The following is an 18,483-nucleotide window of genomic DNA, read 5'->3' on the forward strand; positions in this document are numbered from 1 at the left end:
TACTTAGTTGTTGCTCAGCGCCAGTTCAGCTTCGAGTGCGTCCATGAGTTCGGTTTCGAGGCTTTCGATGCCGATCTGCTGGATGATTTCGTTCAAGAAGCCGCGCACAACCAGTCGGCGAGCTTCCGGCTGGGTGAGGCCACGTGCCTGCAAGTACCAGAGGTGCTCGGGGTCGAGCTGACCGGTAGTGGAGGCGTGACCTGCACCGGCAATGAGACCGGTCTCAATTTCGAGGTTGGGCACGGAGTCAGCGCGGGGACCATCTTCGAGCAACAGGTTGCGGTTAAGCTCGTAGGTGTCGGTGCCTTCTGCTTCTTTACCAATAAGAACATCGCCCACCCACACGGAGTGCGCGTTTTTGCCCTGCAAGGCGCCCTTGTAAGTGACGCGGGACTTGCAGTTGGGTACTGAGTGGTCCACGAAAAGGCGGTTCTCAAGGTGCTGACCAGCATCAACAAAGTAAAGACCGTACATTTCGGTTTCAGCGCCGGGGGCTGAGAACTTGGTGGAGGGGGTCACGCGCACCAGGTCGCCGCCGAGTGAGACGTTCACGTGCTTGAAGCGAGCGTCGCGACCCAAGTGTGCGTACTGGGCGGACGCGTGGATTGCGGTGTCTTCCCACTGCTGCAGGGTGATGACGGTCAGCTCTGAAGAGTCGCCCACGATGAACTCAACGTTTTGTGAGACCACTGCATCACCAGTGTGACGCAGTACAACAACAGCCTTTGAGAAAGGTTTGGTCTCCACTACGATGTGCTGGGCAGCGAGCTTTTCGCCCTTGCCTTCGATAGAGATGTTGATGTGCTCATCCAGCTCGGTTTCCTGGGCGACGGTAACAACGGTTGCTTCGGTAAAGTGCGACCAAGCATTAGCTGCCACGATGTCTTCGGGAATACCGGCTGAGCCGATGCGCGCGTCCTCGCGGTCTACGGTTTCAACGGTGACACCGGTGGGTGCTTGAATGTTGATACCCAGACCTGCCTGAGTCAGAGCCTCAGTGTGCAGTCCGCCCAAGCGCTTGAGCGGGGTGAAACGCCAGTCCTCTTCGCGTCCGGTCAGACGGTCGAAGTCCTCCACCTTGTAAGAGGTGGGGCGACCTGCGCGTGAGCTGTCACTGACAGCGGGCTTAGCGGCGTGGCCGGTGGGCATCAGAGTATCGTCAGTAACGAACTCGCTGGCTAGCTTTTCGCCTTCTTGGTCCATGCCCGGAATAACCGGTGCATCGTGACCCATAATCTTGTTATCAGACATTTAGCCTACTGATCCTTCCATCTGAAGTTCGATGAGGCGGTTAAGTTCAAGGGCGTATTCCATGGGCAGTTCGCGGGCGATAGGCTCCACGAAGCCACGCACAATCATTGCCATTGCGTCTTCTTCGGTCAGACCGCGCTGCATGAGGTAGAAGAGCTGCTCTTCAGACACACGTGAGACGGTTGCCTCGTGACCCATAGTGACGTCGTCTTCACGCACATCCACGTAAGGGTAGGTGTCTGAACGCGAGATGGTATCAACCAGCAAAGCATCACAAACAACCGACGACTTGGAGTTGTAAGCGCCTTCGCGTACCTGAATCAGACCGCGGTACGCCGAGCGCCCACCGTTACGAGCCACTGACTTAGAGACGATGGATGATGAGGTGTTCGGCGCAATGTGAACCATCTTTGAGCCGGTGTCCTGGTGCTGACCTTCACCTGCAAACGCGATGGAGAGAGTCTCGCCCTTAGCGTGCTCGCCCACCATGTAGACAGCAGGGTACTTCTGGGTAACCTTTGAACCGATGTTGCCATCGATCCACTCCATGGTTGCGCCCTCATGCGCGAGCGCACGCTTGGTGACCAGGTTGTAGACGTTGTTCGACCAGTTCTGAATGGTGGTGTAGCGAACGCGCGCGTTCTTCTTCACAACAATCTCAACAACTGCTGAGTGCAGTGAGTCAGACTTGTAGATGGGCGCGGTGCAGCCCTCAATGTAGTGAACGTAGGAGCCCTCATCAGCGATAATCAGGGTGCGTTCAAACTGCCCCATGTTCTCGGTGTTGATGCGGAAGTAGGCCTGCAAAGGGATCTCAACGTGAACGCCCGGCGGAACATAAACAAAGGAGCCGCCTGACCACACGGCGGTGTTCAGAGCAGCGAACTTGTTATCGCCTGCGGGAATGACGGAGCCGAAGTATTCTTCGAAGAACTCGGGGTGCTCTTTGAGAGCGGTGTCGGTATCCAAGAAGATAACGCCCTGAGCTTCTAAATCTTCGCGGATCTGGTGGTAGACAACCTCAGACTCGTACTGTGCGGCAACGCCCGCCACCAGGCGGCTACGCTCAGCCTCGGGAATACCCAGCTTTTCGTAGGTGTTGCGGATGTCTTCGGGTAGATCTTCCCAGGTTTTTGCCTGACCCTCGGTGGAGCGGACGAAGTACTTGATGTTATCGAAATCGATTTCGCTCAAGTCCGGGCCCCAGTTAGGCATGGGTTTGCGGTCGAAGAACTTCAGTGACTTCAAGCGGAGGTTAAGCATCCACTCGGGTTCGTTCTTCTTCGCGGAGATATCGCGTACAACGTCTTCGCTCAAACCGCGCTTAGCGGACTGTCCAGCTTCATCAGAGTCATACCAACCGTATTCGTAGGTGCCGATACCTTCGAGTTCGGGGTTTGCCTCCAGAATTTCTGAAATGACGGTGCCGGACGCTTCGCGTTCAACTTTCTCAGTCATTACGGCCTTTCTTGGTGGGTTGTTCTTCACTGTGCGTGAAAAATCTTTGTCAACGAAATCTTGTGTAAGCAGTTACTGCTTACGTTTCATTCACACTTCTATTGAGCGGAACGTGTGTGGTACAAACGTGGGCGCCGGCTGCCATGGTGGATAGTCGGCGAACGTCCACTCCCAAAAGATCCGCAATTATTTCGGTTTCCTGGTCACAGAAAACCTGAAAATCTTCGGCAAGATCACGAATGGGGCAGTGACCTTGGCATAACTGTATGGACGCGAGCAGGTGGGCTGGCAGGGCGCGTCCGCCCGGTGGGGGGCTCATGGTGCTTGCTGATGCTACGTAGCCGTCGCGCGTCATAGCTTCTGCCAGAGCTTCGGTGCGGGCAGCAACGTCTTGCCCGGCAGCTTCGACGATGGGTCGGTAGCGGGCTTCCATCTCGTCAGCGCGTTCCTGAGCGAAACTGGTCAGCGCCTCCTGCCCTACTTTTTCTTTGAGGAGGGTCAGGGCGCTGTGGGCGATGTGCAAGTAATCGTTGCCTAGCTGGGCGTGCCCCTGAGGAGCAATAACGTAGCGTCGAGCCGGGCGACCGGCACCTGCCCCGTGCTTTTTAAGCAGGGTAACTTCAATCAGGTTATTTTCTTCGAGTGCGTCAAGGTGGCGACGCACTGCTGCCGGCGTCAGGTTCAAAAGTTCGCCCAGCGCCGCAGCAGAAACAGGGCCGTGTTCGAGAACGCCGTGGAGAACGCGGTCTCGCGTCCTCTCTTCTGTTTCTGTATTGCGCTTGCTGGCTGAATCTTTTTTATCTGCTTGCTTCACGGAATACACAACTAAAGTATGCCCTAATTTATTCCCGACTCTCTAGTTAGGTGAACCTACCTCTGACAGGGTCCCCATCACGTCCTCAAAATGGAACAAGTTTGGGCGGTGACATAAGATATGAGGGTGTCTTATCAAACCCAGAAGAAACTACGCGGCACCGGTGCGCCCTGCGCCCTTTCGGTGCAGAACCTCGCCAAAGAATTTCGCCCCTCACGTAAGTTCCGTGAAGCGAACCCTGATGCGCTGAGTACACGCGGAACATACAGGGCTGTTGAAGACATCAGTATTGAAGCCTACCCCGGCGAGATTACCGTCGTTTTAGGTGCCAATGGTGCCGGTAAAACCACCACTCTCTCCTGTGCCCAGGGGCTACAAAAACCCGACGGCGGATCCGTCTCACTTCTGGGTGAAGACCCGGTGCGTGCATCCGCCGAGCTGCGAGCACAGGTTGGCATCATGCTGCAAGATGGAGGGCTACCGCAGGCGGTTCACCCTCTTCCTCTGCTAGAACACATTGCCAAGATGTACGCTCACCCGCTACCCGTCAAAGAGCTGGCTGAGCGGTTGGGTATTCCAGAATTTAACGGCACTACCGTCCGCCGTCTTTCAGGCGGTCAAAAACAGCGCGTTGCCCTCGCTGCGGCGTTGCTGGGACAACCCAAAGTGCTCTTTTTAGACGAACCCTCTGCTGGTCTTGACCCTCAATCGCGTGCGGTGGTTTTCGATATTATCCGCGAGCAGCGCGATGCGGGCACCGCCATTGTGCTTACGACCCATCTACTAGATGACGCCCAGAAACTCGCTGACTATGTATATATCGTCAAGCGCGGACGCAATGTCGCCGAAGGCACGGTTGAGCAGCTACTGGCTAACACCGCAAACGGCAGCACCCAGCTCAGCTTCACCCTTGGCACCAGGCAGACCTTTGACTTCGAAGAAGCGCTCTCCCCTCGCCGTCTTACCGGTCTCACCTCAGGACGCGAGGAAGATACCTACACGCTTTCAGGCGAGATTACTCCCGCGCACCTAGCACAGCTCACCGCCTACTTTGAAGCTCGTAACATCATGCCGCGCTCCTTCACGCTGGCACCGCGAACCTTAGAGGATGTCTTCCTCGATATTTCAGGACGGAATCTGTAACCCCATGGCAACACACGCTACCCCGGCAAGCCGCCGCATTATCGCCCAAGGCACCTACGAGACCGTTTCAATGCTGAAAAACGCTGAACAGCTCATGTTGCTCCTCGCTTTCCCCGTCATGGCTTTATGTACCCTGCGATTTACGGGAATCCTCGATACCTGGGCGAGCGCGCACTCTATTAGCCGTATTGATGCAACCCTTCCCGGCGTCCTAGCGCTCTCGGTTATGTCCACCGCTTTTTCAGGTCAGGGCATCGCCACGGGTTTTGATCGTCGCTACGGGGTACTGCGTTTTCTCTCCACCACCCCCCTAGGGCGCGGAGGGCTGATTGCGGGCAAACTGCTCGCCGTGGTCTTAGTGCTGATGGTTCAGGTAGTGGTGATTTGCAGCGTAGCCTTCATTCTAGGCTGGCAACCTGATGTTGCAGCCGTCTTAGCTTCTCTGCCGACCCTCTTACTGGGCGCTACTGCTTTTACCTCTCTAGGGCTGCTCATTGCAGGCACCGTACGCGCCGAAGCCACCCTCGCTATCGTGAATATGGCGTGGGTAATCCTCGCCGGAGCCGGCGGCATCTTAATCCCCGGCAGCTACCTTCCCGGGCCACTCTCCTGGTTCACACAGCTTCTGCCCTCCGGTGCTTTAGGTGAAGCCCTCCGCGCCCAATTTATCGCAGGAAACTTCTCACCCACCTCCCATCTCATTCTGCTCCTGTGGGCACTGGTCGCCGCAGCACTTGCCAGCAAATACTTCAAATGGTCAGCCTCCTAACACCCCACCCCCAGTTTTCACGACTTCCGCATCTAACCGCACGCAACATCTAAGGTCGCAACATGTCACTACGGACGCTCGGTTCACGTTTTGCCACACGATACATCCCCGAACAATACACCTCCTGGGTACGCGCCACCGCCTGGGGCATGCTCCTTGCCAACATCGGCATCGTAGCAACCGGCGGCATCGTCCGCCTCACCGGCTCAGGTCTCGGCTGTGACAACTGGCCCAAATGCAACGCAGACAGCTGGACAGTCACCCCAGAAATGGGCATCCACGGCGCCGTCGAATTTGGCAACCGCCTACTTACCTTCGTCCTGATGGCATTCACCATCGCCGCTTTCCTCGCGATTTTGCGCCTGGTTTTTGCCCGCATCACCGTGGGTGAATTCTTAGAAATCTTCTTCAAACGCAAGGGCTTCATCACCGGCATTCGTACCGCCGACTACCACTACGCTGACCTCTTCAATCTCGCCCTCATGCTCCTGTGGGGCATCCCCATTCAGGCAGTTGTTGGCGGCATCTCAGTATGGCTCAAGCTCAACCCCTGGATGATTACCGCCCACTACGTTCTTTCAGCCATCATGATTGCGCTCGCCGCTATCTACCTCAACCGTGTCTACCGCTACTTCGGCGACACCACAGCTGAGAAAGAAGAACTGACCAGCCCCGCCCTGCCCAACGGCACGTCTGCCCTACAAACCCTGGGCTGGATTGGCACCCTCATTGCTTCGGCACTGATTTTTATCGGCACCGTCGTCACCGGCACCGGTCCGCACGCTGGCGACCCCATGACCCACCGCCACGCCTTTGACCCTGTTACTGTCACCCGCATTCACAGCATCACCGCATGGGTGTACTGCGCAGGCATCGTGGTGCTCTTTGTACTGGCGAAAAAGTATGATTGGTCCGCCGCTATTCGCTCAGCCCTCACCTACAACATCATCATGCTGCTCTTTCAGGCAGCAGTAGGTTACTACCAATACTTCAACGGTCTGCCCATTCTGGTAGTAGAACTACACCTGATCGGTTCAGCCCTCTTCACCTGGGCGGCAGCCTCACTGATTGAGCGCATGATTACCCTCTCTCGCCCCTCCAACCGCAAGCGCGCTCTGGCTAGACTCAATGTGAGCGGCAAGTAATTCGCGCAGTTTTTTAGAACGCTAGACAAAAAAGTGGGGCACGCTCTGATGAGCATGCCCCACTTTTATGCTGTTATAACACCTTGAGAAAAATCAGAGAAGGTTTTACTTCTTGATTTCTGAAGGCAGAGTGCAGGTAATCTTGTTTTCGTCTGCAGAGAACTGCTCGTCCTGAACAACACCGTCTACAACAATCTTGCAGGCAAGATTAGCGGTAGTTTCACCCTTACCGGTAACGGTCATGGAGTAACCGTTTTCGGGGTGGATGTTCTCAATAGTAGTACTCCACTCGTTCTCGATAGCGTTGTCAGCTGATTTGGCGTCGCTGGGGCCGTGGTTCACAGCAGCTGCGCCGTCAGCAGTGACTGACAGTTCAAGGTCAACAGTCTTTTCAACCTCAGTGGTCTCTGCATTTTCTTCTTCGTTATCGTTGTTGCTGGTCAACAGTGAGCAACCACCGATGAGCAGCAGAAGCGCCAGCAGACCAAGCAACCAAGGCCAGATGCTCTTCTTCTTTTCTTCGGGTGCGTATGAGCCGTTGGTGCGCTCAGTGGCGCTGGTGCCGTGAGCTACGTGCTCGTTGTTGTTTGAGTGAGGAGTATTAGACATGTCACTACTTTCTTTTGGGATGTATGTGTGACACCTTCCTTAAACAATAATAAGGCAGGTGATAATAAGAATGCGTAATAAGTGCCTCAATGCCACAGCAGCACATCCCAGAACCCTAAATAGAACGTATATTCTATACATAGAGAATATATGTTCTACAATAAGGGCATAAAAGCGGTACTCCTAGCCCATCTTAATAAGGGGTTAGGGTTGGCGAGCCTAGCAGATGTACCGGCTTAGTCAATGAAACGAGATGTGCTTTCACGCCGTGGCACTACTCAATGGAACGAGTTAGCACTGGTGAGGGCATAAAAATCCCCTCGCTAAAACTTTCAGGTAGGTGAACGTGCCAGCGAGGGGAAGATTTTTACAGGGAACTCATCACGGCTTCTCCCACGAAGGGGTCAAGTGCCAGGGCTATAAAAAGCACCGTCAGGTAGGTGATAGAACCGTGAAAGACAGTCATCGCGGTGCGGCTGGTTGCCTGTTCGTGCTGCGCCAGGCGGTAGAGCTTGTGGCAACCGTAGAGAAACCATGCACCAGCAATAGCAGCAGTGAGTGTGTACACCCAGCCAGCGCCACCCACCGGCGCCAAAAGAAGCGAGCAAATAACCATCGCCCAGCCGTAAAGCACCACCTGCACTGACACGCTCTTAGCACCGGCGATAGCACCCAACATTGGGATGCCAGCGGCCTTGTAGTCCTCGGCGTACTTCATAGACAGGGGCCAGTAGTGCGGCGGCGTCCACAGAAAAATAACAGTGAAGAGCACAAAGGGTGTCCAGCTGAGGGAGTTAGTGACCGCTGCCCAAGCAATGAGTACGGGCATGCATCCTGCTAGACCGCCCCAGACGATGTTCTGGGCGGTGCGACGCTTGAGAAAAATAGAATAAAACACGACGTACAACAGAATTGCAATAAACCCCAGCAAGGCTGAAAGGGGGTTCACCAGTACGTAGAGATAAACGATAGAGAGCACCGCGAGCAACCAGGCAAAGGTGAGTGCCTCCCGGTCATTGAGCTCTCCTGTGACCAGCGGACGCTTTTCGGTGCGCTTCATCTTGCGGTCAGCTTCGCGGTCAATATAGCAATTGAAGGCGCCGGATGCACCAGCTGCCATTGCACCACCAATCATGGTGTTGAGCATCAACCACAAATTGGGCACCCCGCCGGCAGCGAAAATCATGGTGGGCGCGGTGGTCACCAGCAGCAACTCAATAACTTGAGGCTTGGTCAGGTGAATATACGCGCGAATTTTCCTCGCCAAAGGGACGCGCTGCCCCGACTGAACGGGTGAGGGCGATGCGCTCTGAGCGGCGATGACGCTGGAGGTACCGTGACCTTTCACGAAGAAGGCTCCCTTGGAGGTCGTCGTGCATGTGGCATCATAGGCGAGACCCGCGATGGCGGGTCTTGTATTCTTCTGCGCTCACAGTGTTACGGTCAGATTCACTAGCAAACGGTGCTGAGCCCCGGGAATGTGAATCCACAAAAGAAGGTGAGGCATAGGTAATGCACACGCGAAATTGTTTTACCTTTCAATCTTAGTGCCCGTAAGAGGTAAAACCTAATGTCGTGCGTAAAACCACGGTGCGAAACGATAATCAGCTGGTAGCTGATTTACCCGTAAACACTGGGTGAAATATGACCGGAATGTGGAAATTACAGGTCTGTGCCTCAGCAAAGATCGGTGTGAAAGACTAGACTCGAAGGTGAGAGTCACTAACAGTCTTGTGCGTGTCTGTGACCGCGGTGGGTAGTACCTACGGTGAGGGCGCGCGGACTGATGTGTTCACCCCTTATCTAGAAAGGAGAATTTCGTGCCTGATCTTGATGCGAAGTTCGAATGGACCACCGAAGACCAGCGTGCAGTTGATACCGCGCGTGTATTGGCAGCAGATGCTGTTGAGAAGATCGGTTCTGGTCACCCCGGTACTGCGATGAGCCTCGCTCCCGTTGCCTACACCCTTTTCCAGAAGGTTATGCGCCATGACCCCACCGACGATCGTTGGGCGGGTCGTGACCGTTTCATTCTTTCTCCCGGTCACACATCGTTGACTCTTTACCTGCAACTGTTCCTCAACGGTTATGGTTTGGAACTTGAGGACATTAAGAACCTGCGCGCTAAGGGTTCACTGACTCCCGGCCACCCCGAGTACGGTCATACCAAGGGCGTTGAGATCACTACCGGTCCGCTGGGTCAGGGTCTGGCATCCGCTGTTGGTTTTGCCTACGCGCAGCGTTACATGCGCGGCATGTTTGACCCCGAAGCTGCCGAAGGCACCTCCCCCTTTGACCATACTGTCTACACCATCGCGTCAGAGGGCGACATCATGGAAGGTGTTACCTCAGAGGCTTCTTCTTTGGCTGGTCACCAGCAGCTGGGCAACCTAGTTGTTATTTTTGACCGCAACCACATCTCCATCGAAGACGACACCGACGTTTCCTTCACCGAAGACGTTCTGGCGCGCTACGAGGCATACGGCTGGGACACCACCCGCATTGACTGGACCGCCAGCGGCGAATACACCGAAGATGTAGAGGCTCTCTACAAGGCTATTGTTGCGGCAAAGAAGAACACCGATAAGCCCTCACTGATTGAGCTGCGCACCATCATTGGTTACCCCGCGCCCAATAAGCAGAACACCGGCGGCATTCACGGCTCCAAACTCGGCGCAGACGAGCTGGCAGCAACCAAGGAAATTCTGGGCTTTGACCCCGCAAAATCCTTCGTCATCGAACCCGAGATCCTCGAACACACCCGCAAGGTCATCGACCGCATGAAGGACGAACGCCAGCAATGGCAGGAATCCTTCGAGCAGTGGCAACAGGCAAACCCCGAGGCAGCAAAGCTGTACGAGCGTTTGAGCTCAGGCAAGCTACCCGAAAACTACGCGGACGCTTTCCCCACTTTCGAGGCGGGCACCTCTTTGGCAACTCGCGCAGCATCAGGCAAGGTACTGAACGCTATTGCGGGCACCTTCCCCGAACTGTGGGGCGGTTCAGCTGACCTCGCTGGTTCAAACAACACCACTATTGAGTCGGCAAAGTCCTTCAACTCACCCAATCGCACCACCGAACAGTACACCGCCGACCCCTACGGTCGCGTCCTGCACTTCGGTATTCGCGAACACGCAGCTGCGGCAATCGTCAACGGCATTGTACTCAGCTCCCCCACCCGCGCATTCTCGGGTACCTTCTTGCAGTTCTCTGACTACCAGCGTCCTGCAATCCGCTTGGCTGCGCTCATGGGTATTCCCTCTACTTTCGTGTGGACCCACGACTCCATTGGTCTGGGCGAAGACGGCCCCACCCACCAGCCGGTAGAACACCTCGCTGCCCTGCGCGCAATCCCCAATCTGGACCTTGTACGCCCGGCAGATGGCAACGAAACATCTGTGGCATGGCGCAAGATTCTTGAAACCGCCGACCGCCCCGCCGGTATTATGCTCTCACGCCAGAATCTGCCCGAGTTCACCCGTGAAGACATCCACGCAGACGCCGAGGGCGAGAAGTTCGCTTCAGCTGAGGGCGTTGCCCGCGGTGGTTACGTACTGGCAGAAGCTGAAGGCAACGTGGATGTTGTTCTGATCGCTACCGGCTCAGAGGTTCAGCACGCTGTTGAGGCTCGTAAACTTCTGGCTGAAGAGGGAATCGGCGCTCGCGTTGTGTCAATGCCCTCGCGTGAGTGGTTTGCCGAGCAATCAGCTGATTACCGCGAATCCGTGATTCCTGCGGCGGTCAAAGCACGCGTTTCTGTTGAAGCTGGCCTTGCGATGCCCTGGTACGACCTGCTCGGCTCAACCGGACGCGCTGTCTCACTGGAACAGTACGGCGAATCAGCATCTGCTGATGAGCTCTTCGAGCTCTACGGTTTCACCGGTGAAAACGTAGCGAAGGTCGCTAAGGAGTCTATCGAGGCGTCCAAGTAAAATCCCATCCATGCGGTGGCAGAGGGCAATGATGCTCTGCCACCGCGGATTTCACTGCACAATGCGCTCGACGGCTGACCCGTCTCTCACCGCCGAGTGCCCATGACAACACATTTTGAGGATGTTTTTATATGGCAACCCCCACCCAGAAATTTTCAGATGCCGGAGTTTCCATCTGGCTTGATGATCTCTCACGCGAGCGCTTGAATAACGGTTCGTTGGAGAAACTGATTGAAGAGAAGAATGTGGTTGGTGTCACCACTAACCCCAGTATTTTTGCTGCTGCACTGTCGAAGGGCGAGGCTTACGCGGGTCAGTTCCAGGAGCTGGCGGCGGCTAGCACCGATGTTGAGGCGGCTGTTTTTGCGGCGACCACCGACGATGTTCGTGCGGCGTGCGATGTTTTCACTTCTATTTATGAGTCTTCTCAGGGTGTAGATGGTCGTGTGTCGATTGAGGTTGATCCTCGTTTGGCGCGTAACGCGGCTGAAACCGCTGAGATGGCGAAGAAGCTGGCTGCGGCTGTTGATCGTGAGAATGTCATGATTAAGATCCCGGCAACTGTTGAGGGTCTGGAGCCCATCGCGAAGACTCTAGCTGAGGGCATCTCTGTCAATGTCACCCTGATTTTCTCGCTGGAGCGTTACCGCGAGGTTATTAACGCTTACATGCTGGGTCTTGAAGAGGCTCTCGAAAACGGTAAGGATTTGTCAAAGATTCACTCGGTAGCGTCCTTCTTTGTTTCCCGCGTGGATTCTGAAATTGATGATCATCTGGAGAAGATTGGCACCGAGGAAGCGCTGGCGCTCAAGGGCAAGGCAGCTTTGGCGAATGCTCGCTTGGCTTACAAGGTTTACGAAGAGGAATTCTCTTCTGAGCGCTGGGAGCGTCTGGCAGCAGCTGGTGCCCATAAGCAGCGCCCGCTGTGGGCTTCAACCGGTGTCAAAGACCCCACCTACCCCGATACGCTCTACACCACCGAATTGGTGGCTCCCGGTACCGTCAATACTATGCCTGAGGGCACCCTTGACGCGCTGGCTGATCACGGTGTTGTTACCGGTGATACCATCACCGGTACTTACGCCGAGTCAGAAGAGGTACTGAACAAGATTGAGAACCTGGGTATCTCGTACAATGAGGTAGTAGAAAAGCTTGAGACCGAGGGTCTTGAGAAGTTTGATGCTTCGTGGGAAGAACTGCTGGAGACTGTTCGTCAGGCTCTTGCCGCGTAAGTAGTACAACGACTGAATCACTACACCGGTGAGGCACAATGGAAGCGCACGTTTATCAGGCGATAGATAGTGCCTGCTGTTGTGCCTCACCCATTGCTAGTAAAGGAAAAACTGTGCCTCACAGTGCAGAGAAGAACCCCTTGCGGGATGACCGCGACCGTCGCTTGACCAGGATCGCGGGGCCTTCGGCTCTCGTGTTCTTTGGTGTTACCGGCGACCTCGCGAAGAAAAAGCTACTGCCGGCTGTTTATGACTTGGTGAACCGCGGTTTGTTGCCGCCGAGCTTCGGTCTGGTGGGCTTTGGCCGCCGTGAGTGGAGTGATGACGATTTTCGCAAGCAGGTTCGAGAGTCCGTTGAGGCACATGCGCGCACGACTTTCCGTGAGGATGTGTGGAACCAGTTTCAAGAGGGCATCCGTTTTGTGCAGGGTGCTTTTGATGACGATAAGGCTTTCGAAAATCTGAAGAAGACCCTGGCAGATCTTGATGAGAATCGCGGTACGCGCGGTAACCACGCTTTTTACCTCTCTATTCCGCCGAAGGCTTTTGAGCAGGTTTTGCAGAAGCTAGCTGATCATGACATGGCTGAGTCTGAGGACGCGGCGGGGTGGCGTCGCGTAGTGATTGAGAAGCCCTTTGGCCATGATTTAGAGAGCGCCCGCGAGCTGAACTCCATTGTCGAAAAGGTGTTCCCCGCTGACTCGGTTTTCCGCATTGATCACTATCTCGGTAAAGAAACGGTTCAGAACATTTTGGCGCTGCGTTTTGCAAACCAGATGTTTGAGCCCCTGTGGAACGCTCACTATGTGGATCACGTGCAGATTACGATGGCTGAAGATATTGGTATCGGAACCCGCGCTGGCTACTATGATGGTGTAGGTGCTGCACGCGACGTTATTCAGAACCATCTCTTGCAGTTGTTGGCGCTGACCGCTATGGAAGAGCCCATCAGCTTTGATGCCCACCACCTGCGCACCGAAAAAGAAAAGGTTCTTGAAGCTATCACCCTGCCCGAGAACCTTGAAGAGGCTTATGCTATTGGTCAGTACGAGGCAGGCTACCAAGGTGGTGAAGAAGTCAAAGGTTTCTTTGAGGAAAACGATATTCCCTCTGACTCCCGCACTGAAACTTTCGCTGCGCTCAAGGTCAATATTGAAACTCGCCGTTGGGCTGGTGTTCCTTTCTACCTGCGCGCGGGCAAACGTCTGGGACGCCGCGTCACCGAGATCGCGCTGATTTTCAAGAAAATGCCGAACCTGCTCTTTGATGCTTCAGATGATAGCGCCGGTGCTAATGCCATTGTGATTCGAGTTCAGCCCCATGAAGGTATGACCCTGCGCTTTGCGTCCAAGGTGCCCGGTACCCAGATGGAAATCCGCGATGTCAATATGGATTTTGGCTACGGTCATTCTTTCACCGAAGAGTCCCCCGAGGCTTACGAACGTCTGATTCTTGACGTCCTGCTCGGTGAGCCGCCCCTGTTCCCCCGACATGAAGAGGTTGAGCTTTCTTGGAAGATTCTTGACCCCTTCGAAGAATACTGGGAAAAGAACAAGATTAAGCCACAAGGCTACAAGCCCGGCTCATGGGGCCCGGCGTCAGCCCACGACATGCTTGAGCGCGACAACCGCACCTGGAGGCGTCCGTGATTTATGAGCTTCAGCAGACCACAGCATCTGCTATCAATAAAAAACTGAGTGAAGTACTCGAACAGTCCGGTAACACCACTTCATCTCGTGTGTTGACCCTGGTGATTCTTGCTGATGACGGTCACTCGAAGCAGGCAATTACAGCAGCGCAGCAGGCATCCCATGAGCACCCCTCACGCATCATTGTGCACATCGCCCATGAAGAAGATGCAGAGGATCGCTTGGACGCAAAGATTTCGGTGGGCGGTGAAGCTGGTGCTGCTGAGGTCATTATTTTGGACGGTTGGGGCAAGGCAGCACACGCTACTGAATCTTTAATTTCGGCGCTTTTGCTACCTGACTCCCCCATTGTTGCGTGGTGGCCCCACTCTGTTCCTGAAAACGCTTCTGAGCATTCGATTGGTAAAATCGCTCAGCGTCGCATTACAGATTCGGCACGTGCTCAGGATCCCATGATGGTGCTGGCCCAGCTCGCCAAGAACTACGCAGAGGGCGACACCGACCTGGCATGGATTCGTCTAACCCTGTGGCGCATCCAGCTGGCAGCGATTTTCGATCAACTGCCTAACGCTAACGTCTCGCGGGTGACGGTCTGGGGTTCTTCAAAGTCTCCTTCTGTCGTGCTCTTGGGGGCGTGGCTGGGGTACAAACTCGATGCCGAGGTGCATCTTGTCACCAAGGGCGCAGATCGCGGTCTCTACAAGGTTGTCCTTGAACACGAAGACGGTGAGGTAGCTATCTACCGTCCGGGTACTAAGCTGGCGACTCTGAGCTCACCGGGTGCCCGTGACCAGCAAATTGCCCTGCACGTACGCACCCTTGCCGAGTGCCTGGCAGAGGAACTGCGACGTCTTGACCCCGATCAGGTGTACGGTGAGGTTCTCACCCGTGCCCTGCAGGAGGTCAATATGGTTGTGGATCTCAACGTCGCTGAAATTATTGAAGACACCGCAGAGTACACGGAGGAATACGATGCCTAAGCCCCAGGTTGTCAAACACGAGGATAAAACTCAGCTCACCGAACAGGGTAGCGCAAAGATTCTTGCAGTCATTGAAGAAGCTTTAAAGTCTCGCGATCAGGCTCATCTTTCACTGACCGGTGGTTCGATGGGTATCGCCATCTGGGCAGTGCTCAAAGGTTCTAAGCGTACCCAAGCCATTGACTGGTCTAAAGTTCACTTCTGGTGGTCAGATGAGCGCTTCGTCCCCACTGGTTACGAAGACCGCAACGAACAGCAGGCAAAAGATGCCTTCTTGGACTCCGTAGAGATTCCAGCTGAAAACCTGCACATCATGGGCGCATCAGATGCTTTTGAGAATGTTGATGAAGCTGCTACCGCCTACACCGCAGAACTGGCGCGGTATGCCCAGGACGGCGCGTCCGCACCGGTCTTCGACCTTACTCTGCTGGGTATGGGTCCCGACGGTCACATTGCTTCGCTCTTTCCTGACCGCGAGGAAATTTTGGTGGAGAAAACTGAAGCAATTGCAGTGTGCAACTCCCCCAAATCCCCGCCCACCCGCGTCTCACTGACTCTGCCCCTGATTAACAACTCCCGCAAGATTTGGTTCCTCATCGCAGGTAGTGACAAGGCAGAAGCGGCAGCTCGTCTCATCGATGCAGCTGATGACGCAGACCCTGACGCTCAGATTTTGCGTGAAACCCCCGCAGCCGGGGCCCGTGCCCTTGAAGAAACTCTGATTCTCATCACGCAGGACGCACTCACCGCCTAGTGTTTAGGCGCGCAAATCGCCAAGGCGGGGCAGGTTTTTACTCACCGGTAAAAACCTGCCCCGCCTTTCTTCTCAACCTAGTCACCGCGCTCATACGCAGTGTTTTCTTAAAAACAAAAGCTCCACCGCAGTGAGCAGTGAAGCCTGTAAAAGCCTTTTACATGACGGGCGCAAAACGCAACACCAGACCGTAGGCAATAATCGCAAAGACCCACACCAAAATTGCGGTGACGGTCAAACGGACAAGGTTCTTAGACGCCATACCTGATGAGTTCAAGGAGGTGGTCATGCCGCCACCGAACATATCTGAAAGACCACCGCCTTTACCGCGGTTAAGCAACACCAGCAAAATGGTGAGAATACTTGAAATCGCGATGATAACCATCAAAATGGTCTTAAGAATCTCCACGAAGAACCCCTCATAACACTAAAATGCGGTATTTTACCGCGTACGTCTCTACGTTACACGCTTTTCTTGCAAGCTGACAAACAGACAGCTGTGAGCGTGTTTAAACCCAACGGCAGCTGCCCACCGTGGATGAGCAGCTGCCGTATACGGAATCTAAAAACTACCGCGCAGTTTTTACTTGGAGTCGAAGCGCGCGATGTTAGCGAACTCTTCAGCGTCTAAGGACGCGCCGCCCACGAGAACGCCGTCTACATCGTTTTCAGCAAGAATCTCGGGAGCTGAAGCTGCCTTGACTGAACCGCCGTAGAGAATACGTACCTTCTCAGCAACGTCTGCTGAGTAAAGCTGCTCGATTTCAGCGCGAATCGCTGCGCTCAGTTCCTGGGCGTCACCGCTGGTCGCAACCTTGCCGGTGCCGATAGCCCAGACGGGTTCGTAGGCGATTACGAGGGTTTCAGCCTGTTCAGCAGTCAAACCTTCAATGGAGCCGCGCAGCTGCTCCAGGGTGAAGTCAACATGGGTTCCGGCTTCGCGAATCTCAAGACCTTCACCAACGCAGAGTACGGGTACCAGGTTGTGACGGTATGCTGCCTGAACCTTTGCGGCGCAAGTAGCGTCTGATTCACCGTGAATGGTGCGACGCTCTGAGTGACCCACCAGAACGTAGGTAGCACCGAGCTTGTTCAGGAATGCACCTGAGATATCGCCAGTATAGGCGCCTGAATCCTGGTCGGAAAGATCCTGTGCACCGTAGACAATCTTCAGTTTGTCGCCCTCAATGAGGGTCTGTACTGAGCGAATGTCGGTGAAGGGAGGGAATACTGCAATTTCAGTGTTATCGTAGTTGAAGTTAGCGTCATCGAGAGTCCATGCCAGCTTCTGCAGAAGTGAGACGCCTTCTGCGTGGTCCATGTTCATCTTCCAGTTGCCTGCAATGAGCGGAGTACGGGTCATTGTACTTACCTTTCGTCTAAATCTTGTAAGTGGGGTACGCCAGCTTGACGTTCTGCCCCGCGGAGCAGGTGGAGAAAAGCTGGCATACTAAACAGTGGGAAAGAGCGCAGGTCTCGCTTTTAAGAAACCGTCGTCTGCCCCTAGCGCATACCTTAGGCGCCGAGTACGTCAATACCGGGCAGGGTTTTACCTTCGATGTATTCGAGGGACGCACCGCCACCGGTTGAGATATGACCGAAGTCTGAATCTTCAAAACCGAGCTTACGTACTGCCGCAGCTGAGTCGCCGCCACCGATGATGGAGAAACCGTCAGATTCCTTGATGGACTGAGCAACCGAGCGGGTGCCTTCAGCAAAAGGAGCGATTTCGAAAACACCCATGGGACCGTTCCAGAAAATGGTCTTTGCTTCTTTGAGCTTGGCATCGAAAGTCTTGCGGGTAGCAGGGCCGATGTCAAGGCCTTCAGCCTTTTCGCCCAACTCGCCACCGGTCAAATCTTCAATAGGGCGAATCTCGGTGTTAGCGTCGGCTGAAAAGTCGTCGCCCCAAACAATATCTGAGGCGATAAGGATCTCGGTGCCCTTTTCCTGGGCTTCAGCCATGTAACGGTTAACGGTCTCTACCTGATCCTTTTCAAGCAGTGACTGGCCAACCTCGTAGCCCTTAGCGTAGGCGAAGGTGTAACCCATGCCGCCACCGACCAAGATGGTGTCAGCCTTACCGATAAGGTTGTCGATAACTGCTAGCTTGTCTGAGACCTTAGCGCCACCCATCACAACAACGAAAGGACGCTCGGGGTCATTGATGGTCTTCTTCAGAACATCAACTTCGGTCTTCACCAAATCACCCAGGTATGAGGGCAGACGTTTCGCTACATCGTAAACGGATGCGTGCTTGCGGTGAACAGCGCCGAAAGCGTCGTTGACGTATGCACCGTTTTCACCGGTCAGCGCCACCAGCTCATCAGCGAACTCGCCGCGCTCAGCGTCATCCTTTGAGGTTTCGCGTGCATCGTAACGAACGTTCTCTACAACGAGAACTTCACCGTTCTGCAGTGATTCAGCCTTAGCCTGAGCGTCTTCGCCCACAAGGTCAGTTGCGGTGATAACGGAGAAGTCAGCCAGTTCTGACAGGCGGGCAGCAGCAGGGGCGATTGAGTACTTGGGATCAACCTGACCCTTGGGGCGACCCAGGTGAGCGGTCACGATGACGCGCGCACCAGCCTTAGCCAGCTTGGTCAAAACAGGCAGTGAAGCTTTAACGCGACCGTCGTCGGTGACAGTTTCGCCGTCGAGGGGAACGTTGAGATCTGAGCGTACCAGTACGTAGCGACCTTCAACGCCTTCTGCCAAAAGCTCATCAAGTGAATGTGCCATGGTGTATA

16 protein-coding genes are annotated in these 18,483 nt (G+C 54.8%); 8 read left to right on the plus strand and 8 right to left on the minus strand.

The window, feature by feature from the left end:
- Window positions 1-3: 3 nt before the first annotated feature.
- From sufD to JR346_RS05715, 3 genes are all read right to left on the minus strand, one after another.
- The gene (gene sufD, locus JR346_RS05705; protein WP_204876028.1) at window positions 4-1,251 is read right to left on the minus strand and encodes a Fe-S cluster assembly protein SufD; all 1,248 of its coding nucleotides are present in this window, start codon (window positions 1,249-1,251) and stop codon (window positions 4-6) included.
- Window positions 1,252-2,709, minus strand: a complete 1,458-nt coding sequence (gene sufB / locus JR346_RS05710) for a Fe-S cluster assembly protein SufB (protein WP_204876030.1) — start codon at window positions 2,707-2,709, stop codon at window positions 1,252-1,254.
- Between the two features lie 79 nt (window positions 2,710-2,788).
- Window positions 2,789-3,532, minus strand: a complete 744-nt coding sequence (locus JR346_RS05715; RefSeq protein WP_204876032.1) for a metalloregulator ArsR/SmtB family transcription factor — start codon at window positions 3,530-3,532, stop codon at window positions 2,789-2,791.
- A 117-nt stretch (window positions 3,533-3,649) separates the two neighbouring features.
- On the opposite strand from JR346_RS05715, the gene JR346_RS05720 reads away from it, so the two are divergent.
- The 3 genes from JR346_RS05720 to JR346_RS05730 all read left to right on the plus strand — a co-directional run bounded on the left by JR346_RS05720 (window position 3,650) and on the right by JR346_RS05730 (window position 6,580).
- Complete coding sequence (locus tag JR346_RS05720) at window positions 3,650-4,666, plus strand: ABC transporter ATP-binding protein (protein ID WP_240333878.1); 1,017 nt, start codon at window positions 3,650-3,652, stop codon at window positions 4,664-4,666.
- A 4-nt stretch (window positions 4,667-4,670) separates the two neighbouring features.
- The gene (locus tag JR346_RS05725; protein WP_240333879.1) at window positions 4,671-5,435 is read left to right on the plus strand and encodes an ABC transporter permease; all 765 of its coding nucleotides are present in this window, start codon (window positions 4,671-4,673) and stop codon (window positions 5,433-5,435) included.
- A gap of 62 nt (window positions 5,436-5,497) precedes the next feature.
- On the plus strand, window positions 5,498-6,580 hold the full coding sequence (locus tag JR346_RS05730) for a heme A synthase (protein ID WP_204876035.1): 1,083 nt from the start codon (window positions 5,498-5,500) through the stop codon (window positions 6,578-6,580).
- A gap of 105 nt (window positions 6,581-6,685) precedes the next feature.
- Here JR346_RS05730 and JR346_RS05735 read toward each other — a convergent pair whose 3' ends face one another.
- Together JR346_RS05735 and JR346_RS05740 are read right to left on the minus strand one after the other, a co-directional pair.
- Window positions 6,686-7,189 (minus strand): MmpS family transport accessory protein, encoded by a 504-nt coding sequence (locus tag JR346_RS05735; protein WP_204876036.1) that lies wholly within the window; start codon window positions 7,187-7,189, stop codon window positions 6,686-6,688.
- A gap of 367 nt (window positions 7,190-7,556) precedes the next feature.
- A complete protein-coding gene (locus JR346_RS05740) occupies window positions 7,557-8,510 on the minus strand; it encodes a heme o synthase (RefSeq protein ID WP_205483901.1) in 954 nt (317 codons plus the stop codon).
- Between the two features lie 499 nt (window positions 8,511-9,009).
- On the opposite strand from JR346_RS05740, the gene tkt reads away from it, so the two are divergent.
- The 5 genes from tkt (at window position 9,010) to pgl (ending at window position 15,736) form a co-directional block, all read left to right on the plus strand.
- Window positions 9,010-11,121, plus strand: a complete 2,112-nt coding sequence (tkt, locus tag JR346_RS05745) for a transketolase (protein ID WP_205481922.1) — start codon at window positions 9,010-9,012, stop codon at window positions 11,119-11,121.
- A 131-nt stretch (window positions 11,122-11,252) separates the two neighbouring features.
- A complete protein-coding gene (gene tal, locus JR346_RS05750) occupies window positions 11,253-12,353 on the plus strand; it encodes a transaldolase (RefSeq protein ID WP_205481923.1) in 1,101 nt (366 codons plus the stop codon).
- A 113-nt stretch (window positions 12,354-12,466) separates the two neighbouring features.
- A complete protein-coding gene (gene zwf / locus JR346_RS05755; RefSeq protein WP_240333880.1) occupies window positions 12,467-14,002 on the plus strand; it encodes a glucose-6-phosphate dehydrogenase in 1,536 nt (511 codons plus the stop codon).
- The gene (locus JR346_RS05760; protein WP_205481924.1) at window positions 13,999-14,982 is read left to right on the plus strand and encodes a glucose-6-phosphate dehydrogenase assembly protein OpcA; all 984 of its coding nucleotides are present in this window, start codon (window positions 13,999-14,001) and stop codon (window positions 14,980-14,982) included. Before zwf ends, JR346_RS05760 begins: the two co-directional genes overlap by 4 nt.
- Window positions 14,975-15,736: a 6-phosphogluconolactonase gene (gene pgl / locus JR346_RS05765; protein WP_205481925.1), complete on the plus strand. Its 762-nt coding sequence runs from the start codon at window positions 14,975-14,977 to the stop codon at window positions 15,734-15,736. The genes JR346_RS05760 and pgl overlap by 8 nt, the downstream gene beginning before the upstream one ends.
- Window positions 15,737-15,893: 157 nt before the next feature.
- Here the strand turns inward: pgl and secG are convergent, their stop codons facing one another.
- The 3 genes from secG to pgk all read right to left on the minus strand — a co-directional run bounded on the left by secG (window position 15,894) and on the right by pgk (window position 18,475).
- On the minus strand, window positions 15,894-16,145 hold the full coding sequence (gene secG, locus JR346_RS05770; RefSeq protein ID WP_205481926.1) for a preprotein translocase subunit SecG: 252 nt from the start codon (window positions 16,143-16,145) through the stop codon (window positions 15,894-15,896).
- A 174-nt stretch (window positions 16,146-16,319) separates the two neighbouring features.
- A complete protein-coding gene (gene tpiA, locus JR346_RS05775; protein WP_204876061.1) occupies window positions 16,320-17,099 on the minus strand; it encodes a triose-phosphate isomerase in 780 nt (259 codons plus the stop codon).
- 152 nt (window positions 17,100-17,251) lie between these two features.
- Window positions 17,252-18,475 (minus strand): phosphoglycerate kinase, encoded by a 1,224-nt coding sequence (gene pgk / locus JR346_RS05780; RefSeq protein ID WP_204876063.1) that lies wholly within the window; start codon window positions 18,473-18,475, stop codon window positions 17,252-17,254.
- Window positions 18,476-18,483 lie beyond the last annotated feature (8 nt).

Source organism: Rothia sp. ZJ932 (genome assembly GCF_016924835.1).
GTDB lineage: Bacteria > Actinomycetota > Actinomycetes > Actinomycetales > Micrococcaceae > Rothia.

Bases quoted from the DNA above. Each gene is read 5' to 3' on its own strand.
- sufD (WP_204876028.1), bottom strand. From the start codon at position 1,251: ATGTCTGATAACAAGATTATGGGTCACGATGCACCGGTTATTCCGGGC.
- sufB (WP_204876030.1), bottom strand. From the start codon at position 2,709: ATGACTGAGAAAGTTGAACGCGAAGCGTCCGGCACCGTCATTTCAGAA.
- JR346_RS05725 (WP_240333879.1), top strand. From the start codon at position 4,671: ATGGCAACACACGCTACCCCGGCAAGCCGCCGCATTATCGCCCAAGGC.
- JR346_RS05730 (WP_204876035.1), top strand. From the start codon at position 5,498: ATGTCACTACGGACGCTCGGTTCACGTTTTGCCACACGATACATCCCC.
- JR346_RS05735 (WP_204876036.1), bottom strand. From the start codon at position 7,189: ATGTCTAATACTCCTCACTCAAACAACAACGAGCACGTAGCTCACGGC.
- tal (WP_205481923.1), top strand. From the start codon at position 11,253: ATGGCAACCCCCACCCAGAAATTTTCAGATGCCGGAGTTTCCATCTGG.
- pgl (WP_205481925.1), top strand. From the start codon at position 14,975: ATGCCTAAGCCCCAGGTTGTCAAACACGAGGATAAAACTCAGCTCACC.
- tpiA (WP_204876061.1), bottom strand. From the start codon at position 17,099: ATGACCCGTACTCCGCTCATTGCAGGCAACTGGAAGATGAACATGGAC.
- pgk (WP_204876063.1), bottom strand. From the start codon at position 18,475: ATGGCACATTCACTTGATGAGCTTTTGGCAGAAGGCGTTGAAGGTCGC.